General features: G+C 42.5%; 22 protein-coding genes. 10 read left to right on the top strand and 12 right to left on the bottom strand.

What is annotated here, in order from left to right:
• Window positions 1-64 precede the first annotated feature (64 nt).
• Window positions 65-514, top strand: coding sequence for a 6-pyruvoyl trahydropterin synthase family protein (locus LX92_RS01680; protein ID WP_109648536.1), 450 nt, complete (start codon window positions 65-67; stop codon window positions 512-514).
• Window positions 515-549: 35 nt separating this feature from the next.
• A complete protein-coding gene (locus LX92_RS01675; RefSeq protein WP_190263530.1) occupies window positions 550-1,311 on the top strand; it encodes a UDP-2,3-diacylglucosamine diphosphatase in 762 nt (253 codons plus the stop codon).
• Window position 1,312: 1 nt separating this feature from the next.
• Here the strand turns inward: LX92_RS01675 and LX92_RS01670 are convergent, their stop codons facing one another.
• The 4 genes from LX92_RS01670 to LX92_RS01655 form a co-directional block, all read right to left on the bottom strand.
• Entirely contained in the window at window positions 1,313-2,572 is a 1,260-nt protein-coding gene (locus tag LX92_RS01670; protein WP_109648535.1) for an MFS transporter, read from the bottom strand.
• Between the two features lie 22 nt (window positions 2,573-2,594).
• Window positions 2,595-2,981 carry a VOC family protein gene (locus LX92_RS01665; protein WP_109648534.1) on the bottom strand — a complete coding sequence of 129 codons (387 nt, stop codon included), beginning with the start codon at window positions 2,979-2,981 and terminating at the stop codon, window positions 2,595-2,597.
• A 4-nt stretch (window positions 2,982-2,985) separates the two neighbouring features.
• Window positions 2,986-4,698, bottom strand: a complete 1,713-nt coding sequence (gene recJ / locus LX92_RS01660; protein ID WP_109648533.1) for a single-stranded-DNA-specific exonuclease RecJ — start codon at window positions 4,696-4,698, stop codon at window positions 2,986-2,988.
• Between the two features lie 211 nt (window positions 4,699-4,909).
• A complete protein-coding gene (locus LX92_RS01655; RefSeq protein WP_109648532.1) occupies window positions 4,910-5,335 on the bottom strand; it encodes an OsmC family protein in 426 nt (141 codons plus the stop codon).
• A 49-nt stretch (window positions 5,336-5,384) separates the two neighbouring features.
• On the opposite strand from LX92_RS01655, the gene LX92_RS01650 reads away from it, so the two are divergent.
• Window positions 5,385-5,987: a carboxymuconolactone decarboxylase family protein gene (locus LX92_RS01650; RefSeq protein WP_109648531.1), complete on the top strand. Its 603-nt coding sequence runs from the start codon at window positions 5,385-5,387 to the stop codon at window positions 5,985-5,987.
• Between the two features lie 262 nt (window positions 5,988-6,249).
• Here LX92_RS01650 and LX92_RS01645 read toward each other — a convergent pair whose 3' ends face one another.
• The 3 genes from LX92_RS01645 to LX92_RS01635 all read right to left on the bottom strand — a co-directional run bounded on the left by LX92_RS01645 (window position 6,250) and on the right by LX92_RS01635 (window position 8,254).
• Entirely contained in the window at window positions 6,250-6,819 is a 570-nt protein-coding gene (locus LX92_RS01645) for a uracil-DNA glycosylase family protein (RefSeq protein ID WP_109648530.1), read from the bottom strand.
• Complete coding sequence (rsmI, locus tag LX92_RS01640; protein ID WP_109648529.1) at window positions 6,819-7,493, bottom strand: 16S rRNA (cytidine(1402)-2'-O)-methyltransferase; 675 nt, start codon at window positions 7,491-7,493, stop codon at window positions 6,819-6,821. The genes LX92_RS01645 and rsmI overlap by 1 nt, the downstream gene beginning before the upstream one ends.
• A 71-nt stretch (window positions 7,494-7,564) precedes the next feature.
• Window positions 7,565-8,254 carry a hypothetical protein gene (locus tag LX92_RS01635; protein ID WP_109648528.1) on the bottom strand — a complete coding sequence of 230 codons (690 nt, stop codon included), beginning with the start codon at window positions 8,252-8,254 and terminating at the stop codon, window positions 7,565-7,567.
• A gap of 102 nt (window positions 8,255-8,356) precedes the next feature.
• Between LX92_RS01635 and LX92_RS01630 the strand changes: the two genes are divergently transcribed.
• The 7 genes from LX92_RS01630 to arfB all read left to right on the top strand — a co-directional run bounded on the left by LX92_RS01630 (window position 8,357) and on the right by arfB (window position 15,547).
• Window positions 8,357-9,010, top strand: coding sequence for a thymidine kinase (locus tag LX92_RS01630; RefSeq protein ID WP_109648527.1), 654 nt, complete (start codon window positions 8,357-8,359; stop codon window positions 9,008-9,010).
• Complete coding sequence (alr, locus tag LX92_RS01625; protein ID WP_109648526.1) at window positions 8,994-10,103, top strand: alanine racemase; 1,110 nt, start codon at window positions 8,994-8,996, stop codon at window positions 10,101-10,103. The genes LX92_RS01630 and alr overlap by 17 nt, the downstream gene beginning before the upstream one ends.
• 84 nt (window positions 10,104-10,187) lie before the next feature.
• Entirely contained in the window at window positions 10,188-10,592 is a 405-nt protein-coding gene (gene mscL, locus LX92_RS01620) for a large conductance mechanosensitive channel protein MscL (RefSeq protein WP_109648525.1), read from the top strand.
• A 240-nt stretch (window positions 10,593-10,832) separates the two neighbouring features.
• Complete coding sequence (locus LX92_RS01615) at window positions 10,833-11,822, top strand: aspartate-semialdehyde dehydrogenase (protein ID WP_109648524.1); 990 nt, start codon at window positions 10,833-10,835, stop codon at window positions 11,820-11,822.
• Between the two features lie 113 nt (window positions 11,823-11,935).
• The gene (locus tag LX92_RS01610; RefSeq protein ID WP_394340338.1) at window positions 11,936-14,080 is read left to right on the top strand and encodes a prolyl oligopeptidase family serine peptidase; all 2,145 of its coding nucleotides are present in this window, start codon (window positions 11,936-11,938) and stop codon (window positions 14,078-14,080) included.
• 82 nt (window positions 14,081-14,162) lie between these two features.
• Window positions 14,163-15,137, top strand: a complete 975-nt coding sequence (locus tag LX92_RS01605; protein WP_109648522.1) for an ABC transporter ATP-binding protein — start codon at window positions 14,163-14,165, stop codon at window positions 15,135-15,137.
• Window positions 15,138-15,142: 5 nt separating this feature from the next.
• Window positions 15,143-15,547 (top strand): alternative ribosome rescue aminoacyl-tRNA hydrolase ArfB, encoded by a 405-nt coding sequence (gene arfB / locus LX92_RS01600; protein ID WP_109648521.1) that lies wholly within the window; start codon window positions 15,143-15,145, stop codon window positions 15,545-15,547.
• Window positions 15,548-15,552: 5 nt separating this feature from the next.
• On the opposite strand, the gene LX92_RS01595 is transcribed toward arfB, so the two are convergent.
• From LX92_RS01595 to accB, 5 genes are all read right to left on the bottom strand, one after another.
• Complete coding sequence (locus LX92_RS01595) at window positions 15,553-16,011, bottom strand: 3-oxoacyl-ACP synthase (protein WP_109648520.1); 459 nt, start codon at window positions 16,009-16,011, stop codon at window positions 15,553-15,555.
• Between the two features lie 54 nt (window positions 16,012-16,065).
• Window positions 16,066-16,713 (bottom strand): hypothetical protein, encoded by a 648-nt coding sequence (locus tag LX92_RS01590; protein WP_109648519.1) that lies wholly within the window; start codon window positions 16,711-16,713, stop codon window positions 16,066-16,068.
• Between the two features lie 167 nt (window positions 16,714-16,880).
• Window positions 16,881-17,996, bottom strand: a complete 1,116-nt coding sequence (locus tag LX92_RS01585) for an NAD(P)/FAD-dependent oxidoreductase (protein WP_109648518.1) — start codon at window positions 17,994-17,996, stop codon at window positions 16,881-16,883.
• 48 nt (window positions 17,997-18,044) lie between these two features.
• A complete protein-coding gene (gene accC, locus LX92_RS01580) occupies window positions 18,045-19,397 on the bottom strand; it encodes an acetyl-CoA carboxylase biotin carboxylase subunit (RefSeq protein ID WP_109648517.1) in 1,353 nt (450 codons plus the stop codon).
• A gap of 70 nt (window positions 19,398-19,467) precedes the next feature.
• Window positions 19,468-19,944, bottom strand: coding sequence for an acetyl-CoA carboxylase biotin carboxyl carrier protein (accB, locus tag LX92_RS01575; protein WP_109648516.1), 477 nt, complete (start codon window positions 19,942-19,944; stop codon window positions 19,468-19,470).
• Window positions 19,945-19,969 lie beyond the last annotated feature (25 nt).

Raw genomic sequence — 19,969 nt, 5'->3', positions numbered from 1 at the left:
TCAATTCAATTATGAAGGAAAAAAATGTTTGATATTGATTAACTTCGCGCCGTAATTCATAGCAATGAGCAATATTAGGATCACCAAGCAATTCACTTTTGAGTCGGGCCATGCATTATATGGGTATGATGGCAAATGCAGGAATGTTCACGGACACAGTTATAAACTATCCGTCACGGTAATCGGCACCCCGATTACTGATACTTCCCATGTTAAATTGGGTATGGTCATCGATTTTGGTGATTTAAAGAAAATCGTAAAAGAAGAAATCGTGGACCCTTTTGACCACGCCACCATTTTTAACAAAAACACGCCACATCTCGAATTGGCCAAGGAATTAATGCGTCGTGACCATAATGTAATCCTCGCGGATTACCAACCGACAAGCGAAAATATGGTCATCGATTTTGCAGAAAAAATCAAGGCCAGACTTCCTGAATCCATTAAGCTACATTCATTGAAACTTCAGGAGACCGAGTCTTCCTTTGCGGAATGGTATGCCTCTGACAATTAGTAGGGCAACGGGATTTTCCTATATTTACAACACTAATGAAATCTATCGACATCCTCAAAGGCAAAAAAGTCTACTTCGCCAGTGATAACCATCTGGGAGCCCCGACCATGGAAAAAAGTTTGGTACGCGAAAAGAAATTCGTGGCTTGGTTAGACGTGGTCAAGAAGGATGCAGCAGCGATATTTTTACTGGGAGATCTTTTTGATTTTTGGTTTGAATATAAAACCGTTGTCCCCAAAGGTTTTACCCGTACGTTGGGCAAGCTTGCCGAAATTACGGATTCGGGCATACCTGTCTTCTATTTTGTTGGAAACCATGACCTTTGGATGAACGGCTACTTCGAGGAAGAACTGAATATTCCAGTGTATCACAAACCCCAACAATTCACATTTAATGACCGCAAAGTTTTTATTGGCCATGGTGATGGATTGGGACCTGGCGATTTAGGATTCAAACGCATGAAAAAAGTGTTTACCAATCCTGTGGCCAAATGGTTTTTCAAATGGTTACATCCCGATTTGGGAGTACGTTTGGGCCAACACCTTTCGGTAAAGAACAAATTGATTTCCGGTGATGAGGATGTCAAATTTCTTGGGGAGGACAAAGAATGGTTGGTACAGTATTGCCACCGAAAATTGGAGCAAAACCATTACGACTATTTTGTGTTCGGGCATCGCCATCTACCATTGGAAATTGACCTGAATGAAAAATCCAAGTACATCAACCTAGGGGATTGGCTATCTTTCTTTACTTATGGCGTTTTCGATGGCGAAAAATTCACACTGGAAAAACAATAGGTTATTTTTCCTCTTCATGCTCTTCAATATCCTTTCGTAGATCCAATCTTCTAAATGAAGGTAAAGCCAGTGTTGTAATCCCGACGGTGAATATGGTCATACAACCACCAAAAACAACTGCCGTAACCGTTCCCATAAGTTTTGCCGTTGCCCCGCTTTCAAAAGCCCCAAGCTCATTTGAGGACCCAACGAACATTGAGTTGACCGATGCCACCCTACCCCTCATATGATCGGGTGTCTTTAATTGTAATATGGTCTGGCGAATGATCATCGAAACACCATCAACGGCCCCACTTATAAACAAGGCGCCCACCGACAACCAAAATGACGTAGACAACCCAAAAACAATGATACAGCAACCGAATAGAAAAATGGCCAACAATAACTTTTTACCTGCATTCTTATGCAGTGGGAAACGGGTTGAACCAACCATGGTCAGCGCTGCCCCTACTGCCGGGGCCGCCCTTAAAATACCAAACCCTTCAGCACCCACGTTAAGAATATCCTGTGCATAAATCGGGAGAAGTGCTATAGCCCCACCAAAAAGAACGGCAATCATATCCAGGGTAAGTGCACCGAGTATAGCCTTTGTCTTATACACAAACCGAATCCCTTCCTTTAAACTCTGAAAAACAGGCTCCCCTATCTTAGGGTTTAAAATTGGTTTCCGGGAAATCCGGGATATGGCCGTTAAGGCGATTAACGTACATATAAAAATAAGGCACATAGACCAGTGAACCCCAATCAGGCCAATTGAAAATCCTGCTGTGGCCGGTCCTAGGACCGACGCAAACTGCCAGGTCGTACTGCTCCAGGTCGCCGCGTTCGGATATAATTTCTTCGGCACGATCAAAGCCATCAACGAGAAAATCGTTGGCCCTAAAAAAGCCCTGACGATACCTCCCAAAAATACGAGGACATAGATAGACCAGAGAATAGTTTTGGAAGATACCTGGGTGGAAAGATCGGGCCAACTTAAAATAAAAAGTCCAAGACTGATAACGGAAAAACCTAAAAGACATTTTACCAATAAGTTCCGTTTCTCTTTCTGATCAACGATATGACCCGCAAACAAGGCCATGGACACAGCGGGAATCACCTCCATTAGTCCGATAATCCCTAATGACAAAGGATCCTTGGTTAGCGAATAGACCTGCCATTCTATAACGATAAATTGCATGGCCCATGCAAAAACCATGGCAAAACGAGCTCCCAAAAAAACATTGAACTCTTTAATCCTTAAAGCAGCATACGGATCCATTGACTAAAAAAGGTATCGCTAATTATTCTGTAATTTCAATTCTGTTGTTTTCAGGATCCAAGACCACACTTTCGTAATAACCATCACCAGTGGTCCTCGGTTCTCCTACTATTTCAAAACCCGAATTTCTCAATTTTTCGGTCAGTTCAACTACCTTTTTCCTTGACCCCACGGATATGGCAAAATGAACAAGTCCCAAATGTACCACATCCCCAGGTAAGTTCTCGGAAATATTGGGGTTGTACATCAATTCCAATCGGGGACCTTCGTCAAAGCTTAAGAAATAAGAAGTGAAATTTTTATTTGGATTGTGATACTTTTCTCCTGCGACAGCCTCAAAATAAGTGCCATAGAAATCCTTCATCCTTTCCAAATCCCTTACCCAAACAGCAAGATGTTCGATTTTCATGCTACTATTCTTTAATGTCCTTTAACTTTAATTGGAGGCTTACGTTGCCATTCCATTCGTTTTCCTCGATGGAGAAAACGGCACTGAAGTTCCTTCCATTTTGTACAGCCGGCAATTTGTCCCCCAAACCAAAACCAATGGCATTAATGGACCTCTCAACCGTGCTCGAGGAAACATTACTGTTTTGGATCACCCTACATTTCAAATGTTTCCCATCTTCCCCCACCCCTTTGGCATAACCTGTATCACACAACCCTTCCGCCATAAAAACAGGGGTCATATTACCTGGGCCAAATGGTGCGAATTGCTGAATGATTCGAAGTAATTTAGGGGTAATGTCATTTAAGGGGATCGTCGCGTCTACCAAAATCTCAGGTGTCAACAAATGAGGTGCAATGGTCTCGGTCACCACTTTCTCAAACTTTTCCTTGAAAGGAAGGTACTGCTCTGGCAACAAGGTCAACCCAGCCGCATATTTATGGCCCCCGAACTGTTCAATACAATCGGCACACTCCTGTAGGGCGTTATAAACATCGAAACCTTTGACCGAACGTGCAGAGGCTGCCAGCCGATCACCGCTTTTGGTAAAAACCAAGGTTGGCCTATAAAAGGTCTCGATCAAACGGGAGGCAACGATTCCGATTACTCCTTTGTGCCAAGTGTCTTTGAAGACCACTGAGGTAAATCGCTTTTCTTCCCCGTTTTCCGTAATCTGCGCCAAGGCCTCGGCCGTTATTTCCTGATCAAGATTTTTTCTATCAAAATTGAATTGTTCAATTTCCTTAGCGAATTTTTCAGCCGCATCCAAATGTTCCGCTACAAGTAAATTAACCGCATGTTGCCCATGCTTCATCCGCCCGGCAGCATTTATCCGTGGTGCTATAACGAATACCACATCGGTAATGGTCAATTCCTTTTTTTTGATCTGATTAATGATGGCCTTAAACCCTATCCTAGGTTGTTCGTTGATAACTTTCAGTCCATAAAAAGCCAATATTCGATTCTCCCCAGTTATCGGCACAATGTCTGCACCTATCGCAGTAGCCACTAAATCAAGATAATAGACTAAATCATCAATGGTTTCGCCACGACGGGAACCCAAAGCCTGAATTAATTTAAATCCCACCCCACAACCGCAAAGTTCATCATAAGGATAGGAGCAATCGTCCCTTTTTGCATCCAAGATTGCGATGGCATTGGGTAATTGGCTCCCGGGTCGGTGATGGTCACAAATAATGAAATCGATTCCTTTCTCTTTAGCGTAATCGACTTTATCGATGGCCTTTATCCCACAATCCAGAGCGATAATCAAAGAAAAACCATTATCATGGGCAAAATCAATTCCCTTATAGGAAACACCATAACCTTCATCATATCTATCGGGGATATAGGTGGCTACATTCGGATAATAGGTCAACAAATAAGAAGAGACCAAAGCTACGGAGGTAGTCCCGTCCACATCGTAATCACCATAGATCAGAATATTCTCACCTGCGGCAATCGCTTTTTCGATCCTGGCCACTGCCAAATCCATATCCTTCATTAAGAAGGGGTCATGTAAATCGGTCAACTCCGGTCGAAAGAACTTCTTGGCTTCCTCATAGGTTGTAATTCCTCGTTGCACTAATAATTGTGCCACCAACCCATCAACCTTCAACGCTTTCGCAAGTTGTTCTATTTGTTGTGGTTCCGGTTTTGGTTTAAGCGTCCAACGCATACTTTTATTTGGGTTCAAATAATGGGTTTATATCAATAACGTCTGTTCGATTGTTCCGAGAACAAGTTATTGAAATTTCTTTTTGGCCAAATAGGACAAAACCTTTTAATCGCCTTTAATTAAGGTTTCCTTTTTTGCCCTCGACTATTTTTATGAACTTCCCTAGACTATTTCGGTTTAAATCGAAATCACGTGAAGTGACGGGATAGCCCTACGAATGAAAAATAGTTTTGATCTCTAACTTAGCAAATTGTCGAAACATTTCCATTACCCCACAGTATTTTTCCACAGAAAGGTCAACCGCCCTTTGCAATTTTTTTTCATCCAAATCCTTGCCATGAAAATGATATTCCACCGTCACCGCATCGTAATATTTTGGATGTTCGTCGGTCAAATTGGCAATGGTATCAATCTGGAAATCGTCGACCTTTAATTTCATCTTTTTTATAAGTGAGGCAACATCCAATCCTGAACATCCGGCCAATGCCGATAACATCAGGGCTTTAGGTCGAAAGCCATTACCTTCCCCACCATTATCGGGCCCCGCATCGATTCGAAGATCATGTCCTGAGGGATTATTACTTTCGAAGGCCATTCCGCCCAACCATTTGGTGGTAATATGATTTGTAGTACCCATAATTTTTCGTTTCTTGTAAAGTGTAAAAATACGATATTAATACAAAAATATGCCACTCGTAACACCCCTTGACCCACAGCATGATCCTGAGACCAAAAAGCTAGCCGAGTTCTTTAACGAGACCTTGGGCTTTTGCCCCAATTCCGTTCTAACGATGCAGCATCGGCCTGCCATTTCAAAGGCGTTCATCACCTTGAACAAGGCGGTAATGGCCAATGAAGGCAAGGTGACATCCGCACTGAAGCGAATGATCGCTTGGGTAAGCAGCAATGCCGCCGGGTGCCGTTATTGTCAGGCACATGCCATACGCGCTGCTGAACGTTATGGGGCGGAACAGGAACAACTGGACCATATTTGGGAGTACCGGACCCATTCCGCTTTTTCGGAAGCGGAACGGGCTGCGTTGGACTTTTCCCTGGCTGCATCCCAAGTACCGAATGCGATGAATGCCGAGATAAAGGAACGACTTTATCAGTATTGGGATGAAGGGGAGATTGTGGAAATGCTCGGGGTTATTTCCCTCTTTGGTTACCTAAACCGTTGGAACGATTCTATGGGAACCTCCATTGAAGATGGCGCCGTGGAAAGTGGTGAACAGTATCTGGGGAAATATGGCTGGGAAAAAGGGAAACATGATGGGTCTAGCTATTAGACCATGACCGTGAGAAGAAATCCCATACTATGACCAGCGGGATGCGATTTCTCCCTTTGGTCGAAATGACCACCATACATAACGACTTTAGTGGACGGCAGGAATCATGGGCAACGCAATGGTCAGAATGTACCTCCTAAGTTGGAATTAAAAAAACCATAAGTCATTTCGAACGAACAACAGTGAGGAGAAATCCCATTTTTCCATTCACAGGATGCCATTGCTCCCTTTGGTCGAAATGACATGAGCCCCTGACCCAACACTATACCAATTTTGAAACCCTATGTTGTAATTCAGGAATGACCGTTTCTTCAAACCAAGGGTTCTTTGTCAACCAGAATCGGTTCCTTGGGGATGGATGGGGTAAAGGAAAAAAATCAGGGAGGTAGGTTTTATATGCCCCCACCGTTTCAGTAAGCGTTCTTTTGGCTTCACTACCCAAATAGTATTTTTGCGCATACATACCAATAACAACGACCAATTCCACATTGGGCATTTTAGAAAGCAATGGTTTATGCCAAAGCGGAGCACATTCGGGTCTGGGAGGCAAATCTCCGGACTTGCCTTTTCCAGGGTAACAAAAACCCATTGGAATCAGCGCTACTTTTGTGGGATCATAAAAGTCCCGATCCGATACACCCAACCACTTTCGAAGTTGTTTACCGCTGGGGTCATCCCAAGGCACTCCCGTTTTATGCACCTTTATACCCGGGGCCTGCCCAATGATCACGATTTTGGACGCTGGATCTGCGGTCACGATAGGGTTAGGCCCCAATGGCAAATGGGCCTTACACAGTTCGCAACTTCGTATTTCCGAAAGTAATTTTTGCATTATTTTTTTCCCGAAACCACAATTACAATTTCACCTTTGGGGGGCTTTTCGGTATAATACCCGAGGACTTCCTTAACCGTACCCCGAATGGTCTCCTCATAGAGTTTGGTCAGTTCACGTGAAACGGAAATCAATCGATCCTCCCCAAAATACTCCGCAAAATGGGTCAAGGTCTTTACCAATTTATGGGGCGATTCATAATAAATCATCGTACGCGATTCCTCTGCCAAAAGTTTCAATCGGGTCTGTCTTCCTTTTTTTACCGGGAGAAAGCCTTCGAATACAAATCGGTCATTGGGCAACCCACTGTTCACCAAGGCCGGTACGAATGCAGTTGGCCCAGGAAGACATTCAACGTCAATACCATGCTCCAAACAAGCCCTTGTCAATAAAAATCCCGGATCAGAGATTGCCGGTGTACCCGCATCCGAAATCAAGGCGATGTCACCTAGACTATTTTTTAGTCGTTGTACTAGGTTATCAACCGTTTTATGCTCATTGTGCATATGGTGACTTTGCATTGGGGTGCCAATTTCAAAATGGTGTAGCAGTTTACCACTGGTACGGGTATCTTCCGCCAAGACCAGTTCAACTTCCTTTAAAACCCGTATGGCCCGTAAGGTGATATCCTCAAGATTCCCAATCGGGGTCGGTACAATATACAGTTTACCCATGCACTAAAAATAAATAGCCGAAAGTCACCAAACCAACTTTCGGCCAAAGTATTAATCTTTATTTGAACAATCTAAGAGAATTTACGGGCTATTAAAGCCTTAAATCGCTCCTCATATTCTTCCTTGCCTTTCCAGTTGTTATAATCCGGTTTCACCATATTATCAATAAAGGCAATACTACGTTCCTCTGAATCTATGGTGTTCAATTGCGACAATACCCTGTTGTAATCTTCCGTGCTATCATTAAAAAGATGCTTTACAAAGGCTAGGCGATTATTCAAATCAATCTTCAACTCCTTTTCTGCCAACTTATCGTTTAGTGATTTTACTTTTGTATCCTTATGTATGCCACTATCCGCAGTAGGCGTAAACAACTCCTTGTCGCCCTTCATTACTTGGGGTTTGCCCATAAACTCTTTCAAGACCTCTTCAAGGCCTTCACCACTGGGCATCTCAGAGACCATATCCTTTATAGTCTGCATCCCTGGGGTAATGATATCCTCTTCATGCGGATTACTTTCAGGTACCGATGAATTGGCGCTCAACACCGCATTTGCCATCTTTTCAAACTTGGCTGCTATTACATTCTTTGTTACATCTACCTCTATATCGTTCAATTCTTCTTCAATGAATTTCAATACCGCCAATTTTTCATAGAGGCTCTTTGCGGTCTCATACAGTTCACTGATTTCATTTAAATTATTGGAATTGATTATGTCCTTCGACATTTTCACCAATTCCTCTTTCAATTTTCTTTTCATCTTTTATTTTCTTTTGGAAAAAAGTGGGTCAATTTTGAATAACTTTATCCTTCTATTTATAAACAACGAAAAAAGACCTTATTTTCGTCTTAAAATTACAAAATGTTTCTCGAAAATACCGTTAATCATGAAGAACAATTCGGCTGGATCGAGGTTATCTGTGGCTCTATGTTCTCCGGTAAGACCGAGGAATTGATCCGTCGGCTAAAGCGTGCACAATTCGCAAAACAAAAGGTTGAGATCTTTAAACCTATGATCGATACGCGATACGATGAAGAGATGGTGGTCTCCCACGATGCGAACGAAATACGTTCTACCCCGGTACCTGCCGCTGCCAATATCCGTATTTTGGCTGACACCTGCGATGTTATTGGTATTGATGAAGCCCAATTTTTTGATGATGAAATCGTAACTGTATGTAATGATCTGGCCAACAAAGGGATACGTGTTATCGTTGCTGGTCTTGACATGGATTTTAAAGGCAATCCCTTTGGTCCTATGCCCGCTTTAATGGCAACCGCCGAATATGTGACCAAAGTACATGCCGTTTGTACACGAACAGGAAATTTAGCGAACTATAGTTTTAGGAAAGCTAGTAGTGATGACTTGGTCATGCTGGGGGAAACCAACGAATATGAACCTTTGAGCAGGGCCGCCTATTACAAGGCAATGCTAAAGGAAAGGGTAAGGGATATTGATGTGGATGTTGAGGAAATCCCTAAAACTAAAAAAGACACCAATGCCAAAAACCCTTGAAACCGTTTTAGAGATAGATCTTAACGCTCTTGAACATAATTTTAAGTACCTAAAATCCCGATTAAGACCAAATACTAAATTTTTAGCCGTAGTCAAGGCTTTTGCCTATGGTTCCGAAGCAATTAGTATTGCCAAAAAAATGGAGGCTTTAGGGATTGATTATTTTGCTGTAGCTTACACTAAGGAAGGGATTGCCCTGCGCAAAGCCGGCATCGGCAAACCTATACTGGTATTGCACCCACAACCCATACATTTTGATGCGCTTATCGAAAATTGTTTGGAGCCAAGCCTATATTCCCCCAAAATCTTACAAGAGTTCATAGCGGCCGCAAAACAGAACAATCAAAAGAATTACCCGGTTCATATAAAATTCAATACCGGTTTGAATCGTTTGGGGTTTTCAAGGAATGATGTTGATCATATCCTAAATCTGCTCAAGGATAGGGAGGAACTGAAAATAACATCCTTACTTTCCCATTTGGCCGCCACCGAAGATCCCAATGAAAGGGAGTTTACCCTCAAACAGATTGATACATTCACTGACATCGTGTTGGATTTTGAGGAAAAACTGGGCTATAGTCCACTTAAACATATCCTCAACACCTCTGGTATCATCAATTATCCGGAAGCCCAGTTTAACATGGTCCGTAGTGGTATCGGACTTTATGGTTTAGGCAATGAACCTGAAATTGATTCACAATTAAAGCCCGTTGTCGCCTTAAAAACGGTCATTTCCCAAATCCACAAAATAGAACCCCATGAAAGTGTAGGGTACAACAGGGCCTATTCCTCCAATACCCAACGGGTAACAGCAACACTCCCCATTGGGCATGCCGACGGCATTGGCCGACAATACGGTAATGGAAAGGCTTTTGTCAATGTACATGGGAAAATGGCACCCATTATAGGCAATGTCTGTATGGATATGATCATGATCGATGTAACCGATATTCAATGCTCAGAAGGGGATGAGGTCGTCATTTTCGGGGAACACCCCAACGCAGATACCTTTGCGGCATATGCCAATACCATTTCCTATGAATTGTTAACCGCCATCTCACAACGGGTTACTAGGGTAATCAAGGGGGTATAAAATCCTATTTAACATTTTGTTAGCAATCCTTTTTTTACCTACATTGCAGGCACATTAATAATTAACTATAAAAAAACACTTAAAATGTTAAAAGAATTCAAGAATTTTATTATGACAGGCAATGTAATTGATTTTGCAGTTGCTGTTATTCTTGCAGGAGCCGTAGGCCTTGTAGTGAACGGATTTGTGGCAGATATCATTATGCCGATTGTTGGTCACTTCGCAGGAGGTATGGACTTTGCCAACTTAAAAATAGTATTGACCGAGGCTACCGGAGTTGAAGGAACAGAAGGTTTTGTTGCTGAAAATGCAATTCGTTGGGGTAAATGGGTAAACACTATCGTTAACTTATTGATCGTAGGTTTTGTAATGTTTATCATCGTTAAGGCTTACAACAAAACAAAAACCCCTCCAGCACCAGCTGCACCAGCAGGTCCAAGTCAAGAAGATTTATTGGCTGAAATCAGGGACTTGTTGAAAAAACAATAGTCTACATATATGCCAGTTGTACTACTGGCAACCGCTACACTGGAAACTAACTCAACCGGTCCTTATGCAAGGGCCGGTTTTTTTTATTCATGGATATTAGCGCCTTATTGGGAAACCTAATTAACGTGAATCAAACAATTGTTATATTTGTAACATTATGTTATATTTTGATTAATAGAACTGATTTGTCTTGTTCGATCTGATCGCATGAACTACATTTGCCTTCTAAATTAAATTAATATGAAAGTTGCAGTTGTCGGGGCCACCGGAATGGTTGGCGAAGTAATGCTAAAAGTATTGGCAGAACGAAATTTCCCTATTACCGAATTATTATTGGTAGCGTCAGAACGTTCTGTAGGTAAAAAATTAAAATATAAGGGAGTAGAACATACGGTTATCGGTCTTTCCGATGCTGTCGCAGCCAAGCCTGATGTCGCCATATTCTCGGCAGGCGGGGATACTTCCACCGAATGGGCCCCAAAATTTGCCGCAGTAGGTACCACCGTAGTGGACAATTCCTCTGCTTGGCGTATGGATCCTACAAAAAAATTGATCGTACCCGAGATCAATGCCAACGAATTGACTGCAGAAGATAAGATCATAGCCAACCCCAATTGCTCTACCATTCAAATGGTGATGGCCTTGGCACCTCTTCATAATAAGTATAAAATGAAACGTGTTGTGGTTTCTACCTACCAATCCGTTTCAGGAACCGGCGTAAAAGCCGTTCAACAATTGGAGAATGAGATTGCCGGAATTAAGGGTGAAATGGCATATCCCTATCCCATAGGTCGCAACGCTTTGCCGCATTGCGACGTATTCCTGGAAAATGGATATACCAAGGAAGAAATGAAATTGGCCCAAGAGCCCCAGAAAATATTCAATGACAGAACTTTCTCCGTTTCGGCAACCGCGGTACGTATTCCTACGGCCGGTGGCCATTCAGAATCGGTAAACGTTGAGTTTCTAAACGATTTTGATTTGAACGAAGTCCGTCAATTATTGAACAACACCCCTGGGGTAACCGTACAGGATAATCCTGATACCAACACCTACCCCATGCCCATATACGCCCATGATAAGGACGAGGTGTTCGTAGGTCGTATTCGTAGGGATGAAACCCAAAGAAACACCTTGAACATGTGGATTGTTGCCGATAACCTTAGAAAAGGGGCCGCAACGAATGCCGTACAAATTGCGGAATATTTGGTCGAAAACAAATTGGTCTAGAACCAAGTTTCTAGATAACCTTAACGCTTAAAACCTTTGGATACGAATTAGTTCCAAAGGTTTTTTTGTATTAATTTTAGGACCAATTAATCTCATGGTCCATGAAAAAATACATGTTATTTCCGGTTGCTGCCCTACTCCTTGGTGCATGCAATACCACAACCCAAAAAGAACCCATAACAGTGAATTACCCTACTACCCATAAAGCCGATTCCGTAGACACTTATTTTGGAACCGAAGTAAAAGATCCCTATCGTTGGTTAGAGGATGATCGTAGTCCCGAAACCGAAGCTTGGGTCAAGGAACAGAATATCACCACTTTTGGCTACTTGGAAAAAATACCTTTTCGGGCCGACCTAAAGAACCGACTTGAAAAATTATGGAATTATGAAAAATTGGGCTCCCCATTCAAAGAGGGGGATTATACCTATTTTTATAAGAATGATGGACTACAGAACCAATATGTGGTCTATCGCCAGAAGGGGGATGGGGAACCAGAGGTGTTTTTAGACCCCAATACCTTCTCCGAAGATGGCACTACCTCCTTGGCCGGACTTCATTTTACCGAGGACGGTTCCATGGCTGCCTACCTTATCTCAGAAGGCGGTAGTGATTGGCGTAAAGCCATCGTTTTAAATGCCAAAACCAAGGAAGTTGTTGAAGACACCTTGATCGACATCAAGTTCAGTGGCGTTTCTTGGAAAGGCAATGATGGTTTTTATTATTCCAGTTATGACAAACCTAAAGGAAGTGAACTTTCTGCCAAAACGGACCAGCATAAAGTATATTACCATAAGATAGGTACTCCACAAAAGGAGGATCAGGTTATTTACGGAGCCAAACCAGCGGAAAAGCATCGGTATGTTTTCGCTAGCGTCAGTAAGGATAATCGTTACTTGTATATCTCCGCATCGATCTCCACCTCTGGGAATAAGCTTTTTCTAAAAGATCTGACCCAACCCAACGCAAAGCTTCAAACCATTTTGGATGATACCGAAACCGATAGTCATGTCATCGACAATGTAGGTTCAAAACTGTATATCGTTACCAATTTAAACGCACCTAACCAGAAAATCGTCACTGTGGATGCCTCAAATCCCACACCTGAACATTGGGTGGATTTTATCCCTGAAACAGAAAATGTACTCTCCCCAACTACTGGTGGTGGGTATTTCTTTGCCGAATATATGGTAGATGCCATTTCAAAAGTATTCCAGTATAATTATGATGGCAAACTGGTTCGTGAGGTACAATTACCCGGATTGGGTAGTGCCTCTGGTTTTGGTGGAAAGAAAGAGGATAAGGAATTTTATTTTTCGTTCACCAATTACAACACTCCAGGCTCTTCGTATAAATACAATGTAGAAACCGGGGAATACCAACAATACTGGAAACCGGAAATAGATTTCAATCCAGAGGATTACGAATCACACCAAGTATTCTATCATTCAAAGGACGGCACCAAAATACCCATGATCATCACGTATAAAAAAGGGTTGGAGTTGAACGGCAAAAATCCGACGATTCTTTATGGCTATGGCGGTTTCAACATCAGCCTAACCCCATCTTTCAGTATTGGCAATGCCGTTTGGATGGAACAAGGAGGCATATATGCCGTTCCAAATCTTAGAGGGGGTGGGGAATACGGTAAAAAATGGCACGATGCAGGTATCAAGACGAAAAAGCAAAATGTTTTTGACGATTTTATTGCCGCAGCCGAATACCTAATTGCCAATGATTATACCTCCAAAGACTACTTGGCCATTCGCGGGGGCAGTAATGGTGGACTACTGGTTGGAGCCACCATGACCCAACGCCCGGATTTGATGAAAGTCGCCTTACCAGCCGTTGGGGTCTTGGATATGTTACGCTACCATACCTTTACGGCAGGTGCCGGTTGGGCCTATGATTATGGTACTTCGGAAGACAGTAAGGAAATGTTCGAATACCTCAAGGGATATTCCCCCGTACACAATGTGAAAGAAGGAACTGAATATCCTGCTACCTTGATAACCACTGGTGACCACGATGATCGGGTGGTGCCTGCCCATAGTTTTAAGTTTGCAGCGGAACTCCAAGCGAAACAAGCAGGTACAAACCCAACATTGATTCGAATAGAAACCAATGCCGGTCATGGTGCGGGTACTCCCGTGAGCAAAACCATAGAGCAATATGCCGACATTTTCGGGTTTACCCTGTACAACATGGGGTATGGGGAACTACCGAATAAAGCGGTATTGAAAGAATTCAAGGAATAACACAAATTTTGCATCAATATAATAACGCAAAGTCCGTTTCCCTTTTGAGACGGACTTTTATATCATTAAAAAGAACCATTTTATGCTGAGATTGGACCATGTTTCCTTTCGTTACAATACTTCCCCTGTTCTTGAGGACATCGATCTAAAAGTGCAGCAGGGTCAACATGTCTCTATTATTGGCGAAAGCGGATGTGGAAAGAGCACCTTATTAAAGATCATTTACGGACTTTTACATGTTGAGGACGGAGCATTATTTTGGAATGACAACCGTATTTTGGGTCCCAATTTCAATTTGGTGCCGGGCGAACCCTACATGAAATACCTGTCCCAGGATTTTGATCTCATGCCTTTTACCATGGTCGAGGAAAATGTGAGTCAGTTTTTATCGGTCTTTGAACCCGAGCAGCTCAAGGAACGCACCCAAGAATTACTCGAGATGATCGAGTTGACGGAATTTGCCAAGGTAAAGGTCAAATATTTAAGTGGTGGCCAACAACAGCGCGTGGCCTTGGCACGGGTCCTAGCCCAACGTCCCGAGGTATTGCTACTCGACGAACCTTTTAGCCATATCGATAATTTTCGAAAAAATAGCCTCCGTCGAAACCTTTTCGGCTATCTAAAGGAAAAAGGGGTGACGGTAATCACGGCCACTCACGACCACAATGATATGCTGCCTTTTGCCGATACCGTGGTGGTACTTAAAAACGGGAAGATCATTGCCAAGGATACCCCGAAGAATTTGTTTGAACATCCTAAAGACCTATATATCGCAGGTTTATTCGGTGAAGCAAATCAAATACCCATTAATATTATTAAATCCTATGCCGACACCCAACGTCGTATCATTGTTTACGCCCATGAATTCAGGGTGTCCCAAAAATCGGGATTGGAGGTCGAAGTAAAACGTTCATACTATAAGGGCGGGTATTATATGATTGAAGGTGTCTACGAAGGACAAAGCATCTTTTTCAACCATGGGACAGCCTTGGAAGCCGATAAAAAAGTATTTTTGAATGTCTCGATCGATACCATAAACCAACGATTGAATATATAGCCATTATGAATAAAGCCGGCCTACTCCAAGAACTAAATTTAAAAGCGGTTAGAAGCAGTGGGGCGGGCGGGCAACATGTGAATAAAGTTTCAACGAAAGTGGAACTTGCCTTTGATGTCGCCAACTCCAACGCGCTTTCTTCCATCGAAAAAGAACGTGTACTCCACAAACTTGCCAAAAGACTCACCAAGGACAATATCCTGATGCTCCAAGCCGATGCCACCCGGAGTCAATTTAAAAACAAGGAACTGGTTATCAAACGTTTTTTGGAGCTATTGGAGAATGCCATTAAGATCCAAAAAAAGCGTAGAAAGACAAAACCCTCGAGATCATCGGTAGAAAAAAGACTGCGCAAAAAGAAAAAGGATGCCTTAAAAAAGGCAAACCGTGGTCGGCCAAAATTGGATTGATATAATTAAACGATTTCCAAAATCCGTAGTTCATTCCCATTAAAATTAAGGGTATCGCCCACACCTTTGCCAAACAGCATAATGCCTATTGGGGTATTCATGGAAATACAATAATACTTTTCAGTCCCTATTTTATATTCCCCTGCAGAGATAGCCAAAAAGTAATGTGCCCCAGCTGTCTTTACCAAACTACCCAAGGAAGCTATTTCCTTTTTCGAGGATATATCAACCTTATTCAATACTTGCAACATATTCTCAGCCTCTGCCAATTGCCTGCCTAATTTTTCCCTTTCCAATTGGAGCATGGCCCTACCTGTCTCATGCTTGTCCCCAGCACTACTTTTCGTTTCTGAAGTCAAAGCTTCTTGAACCTCTTCCATTTGGGATTGGATTCGGGAAATCCGTTCCTGTACAAAATCCATACAGAACCAATATAAGTTCTTTTTTAGGTCTAAACTGCTCATTAATCAAAAATTAAATTCAATGCTCATTAAACTACGGGAATTGGATATGCAACCTCAATGATTATCATTGTGGTACAAATCGGCCAATCGATACATCAAATAACCGATCATATGATCCTCCGTACTACCAGTAGTATACATCCTATAAACTTCATTCTTGTTCTCTGCCTTAAAGAAATCGAGATCATTGGAACGAAACTCGCTAAAAATATTCCATGATTTAAGTCCTTCTAACATGCGCTTGTGGGCATTGTACTTTTTGATGATTTTTCCAAGATCTTTTCTGAATGTCCTGTCCTTGGCGATACTTGAATCCTGTTGCATCGAATTCCAACGATCATATTCCGCCCTTAACCGGCTATCAGCATGCTCTGCCTCCGCAATGATCTTAAAATAAGCCCTTGAGACCAAGGACTCGAAGCGCACTTCAAAAAGGGCTTCCCTATCCAAATGTGTAGTGTAATCATCTTCTAGAATAACGTCTTCCGATGTAGTGGCATAAAGTTGATCATATGTGGGCCTTTCCTTGGAATTATCGGCAACCAACGAATTTTTCCAGGCTTCCGACTTGATAATCTCTTTCCACAGACGCGTATATTCCCGCTGATAATTTGACTTGGACGAAATGCAACTACCGAAAACCATTAAAAACAGAACAGCGATAGCCGTTTTAATAAATCTCCCCAAAGTACTCTTGGTCATAAAAAATCATTTTAAATATAAAAAAACGTATCGATAGTACACGGATACCATCGATAACAATTATTCATAGCACTTATAAATGATTTTGAGGCAGAATAAGACCTAGGGCAGGTCATTGATCAAACAGACCTACAATATAAAAATAAAAATGTACAATGGGTAATTTTCTAAAACGAAAGTTCTGCCAAATCACGCCCTATTTGGCTACCAATGGCCACTCCCATTCCCCCCAATCGCACACCGCAATACACATTGTTTGAAAGTTGTTTCAATATTGGCTTTTTTACGGCTCCAACCCCCATCGTTCCGCTCCATCTCCTTTCCACCTCAAAAGGTGTATTGGGCAAAATGATTTCGGCCAACATTTCTTCAAGACGGTTTTGAATCAATGGTGTCTCGCTTTGTTCATAGGTTTCCTCCCCCTTAAAATCCAAATTACGACCACCCCCAAAAAGTATACGATTATCGATGTTCCTAAAATAGTAATACCCCTCATCCAAATGGAACGTTCCCTTGACATGAAGATTGGGAATAGGTTTTGTAACCAGGACCTGGGCGCGTGCAGGTTGCACCTTTTCTTTTATAAGCTGGGAAGCAAACCCATTCGTGGCAATCAATAATTTCTTGGTTTTATAGGCAAAAGCATTGGTCCTTACCTCCACCCCATTACCGGTTTCTTGAAATTCCTCGACTTGTATGGCATTCCATACCCGAATATCGTTTTTAGCAACCAAATGTAGGAGGGCCCTCATCATTTTACCGGTATCAATCTGGGCCTCAAGGATGTTTGTAATGTACTGCTCCTTAATATTTTTAAAATGGAATCGGTTCTCTTGCAATTGAAATGCCTCCGTTTTAAAGACCGGTTTCAAAAGCGTATTTACCCTTTCAAGGCTTTCCCGGCATGTGGCATACAGCTCCTCCTTGGATTCCATAAAGAGCTCATGGCCCCCGTACCGTTGATAACCAATAGCGGAGTCCCCTAAGTTCTTTCGCAGTAATTGGATTCCCTTCCATCGTTGGCTTACCAATTGTACCACTTCCTCCCCAGAATGACGGTTTAAATCAGCGATTATCTCGGAAATACTACCGAAACAAGCGAAACCGGCATTCTTGGTACTTGCCCCCTCTGGTAAAATACCCTTTTCGAGCACCATTATTTTGGCCTCAGGATATTTTTGACGTAAGACCAAGGCGCAATTCAATCCGACAATGCCACTACCCACAATGGTAAAATCGATATTGGACAACCAGGTTTTATATTCCCAATAACTCAGGTTCATACGGAAAGATAAAAAAAAGCCCTGACGGTTTCGTCAGGGCTTTGCATTTTATTCTTCCGGTGGGGGATCCATTACAAAATCCTCCATGAACTTGGTGGTGTAGTTACCCGCCAGATAATCGGGATGCACCATGAGTTGCCTGTGAAAAGGTATAGTGGTTTTCACCCCTTCAATAACAAATTCGTCCAGTGCCCGTTTCATTTTATTGATTGCCTCTTCCCGGGTTTGGGCCGTGGTAATCAACTTCGCGATCATAGAATCGTAATTGGGTGGAATCGTATAACCACTATACACATGGGTATCCATACGCACACCATGGCCCCCTGGGGTATGTAGTGTCGTAATTCTACCTGGTGAAGGCCTAAAGTTATTATATGGATCCTCGGCATTGATCCTACATTCTATAGCGTGCAATTTTGGATAATAATTTTTTCCGGAGATGGGAACCCCACCAGCTACCAAAATCTGCTCCCGAATCAAATCGTAATCAACCACCTGTTCTGTAATCGGGTGCTCTACTTGGATACGGGTATTCATTTCCATAAAAAAGAAATTCCGGTGCTTATCGACTAGAAATTCTATAGTGCCCGCTCCTTCGTATTTAATAAATTCCGCTGCTTTTACGGCGGCATTACCCATATCTTCCCGAAGTTTATCGGTCATATAGGGTGAAGGGGTTTCCTCTGTAAGTTTTTGATGCCTTCGTTGTATGGAACAATCCCGTTCAGACAAATGGCATGCCTTACCGTATTGATCACCGATAATCTGTATTTCAATATGGCGTGGTTCCTCGATCAATTTTTCCATGTACATTCCACCATTGCCAAAAGCAGCAGTAGCTTCCTGGACCGCACTGTCGAAGAGGTCTTCCATATCTTCCTCTTTCCAAACGGCACGCATTCCCTTACCACCACCACCGGCAGTTGCCTTGATCATGACGGGATAACCCATTTTTTTGGCTATCTTCTTGGCATCAGCTACGTCTTTCAATAGACCCTCAGAACCCGGAACGGTGGGTACACCGGCTTTTTTCATGGTTTCCTTGGCCGAAGCCTTATCGCCCATACGATCGATATGCTCTCCCGAAGCCCCAATGAACTTAATATCGTGCTCGGCGCATATCTTAGAGAATTTTGAGTTTTCAGATAGGAAGCCATACCCTGGATGAATGGCATCGGCATTGGTTATTTCCGCCGCCGCAATGATATTTGGGATTTTAAGATAGGATTCGCTACTCGGTGCGGGACCAATACAAACAGCCTCATCTGCAAACCGTACATGTAAACTTTCCTCATCGGCTTTAGAATATACAGCTACGGTCTTTATTCCCATTTCCTTACAGGTCCGAATAATTCGCAGTGCAATCTCACCCCTATTTGCAATAAGTATTTTTTTGAACATCTTCTGTCGTTTTAAGTTTAAGCATTCCGTTTTGAATAGTGCAGTGCACTTATTTTCAACTTAAAATGCACTAAGATGGATCAACCAAGAACAAAGGTTGATCAAACTCTACCGGAGATGCATCATCGACCAATATCTTAACAATCTTACCAGAAACTTCAGATTCAATATCATTGAACAATTTCATCGCTTCAATAACACAAAGAACATCCCCTTTGGCTATAGTCGACCCCACTTCTACAAATGAAGGTTTATCTGGCGAAGGTTTTCTGTAGAATGTACCAATGATCGGTGACTTGATGGTTATGAATTTAGAATCCTCCTCAGCCTTACTTTGATCTGCGGCTGTAGGTGCAGGTGCCTCAGCAGCAACTGGTGCCATGGTTGCCTGGGCAACTGGCACTTGATGCACATAAGTAGTCTCATGACCACTGGTTGCTGAACCTGTTCTAATGGTGATCTTAATATCATCAGTTTCTAACTTCACCTCACTCGCACCCGATTTGGCGACAAACTTAATTAGGCTTTGAATTTCTTTAATATCCATGGAAAATAATTTATATAATTGATTG

Source organism: Maribacter polysiphoniae (assembly GCF_003148665.1).
GTDB lineage: Bacteria > Bacteroidota > Bacteroidia > Flavobacteriales > Flavobacteriaceae > Maribacter_A > Maribacter_A polysiphoniae.
This window is presented reverse-complemented; position numbering and strand designations above follow the sequence as displayed.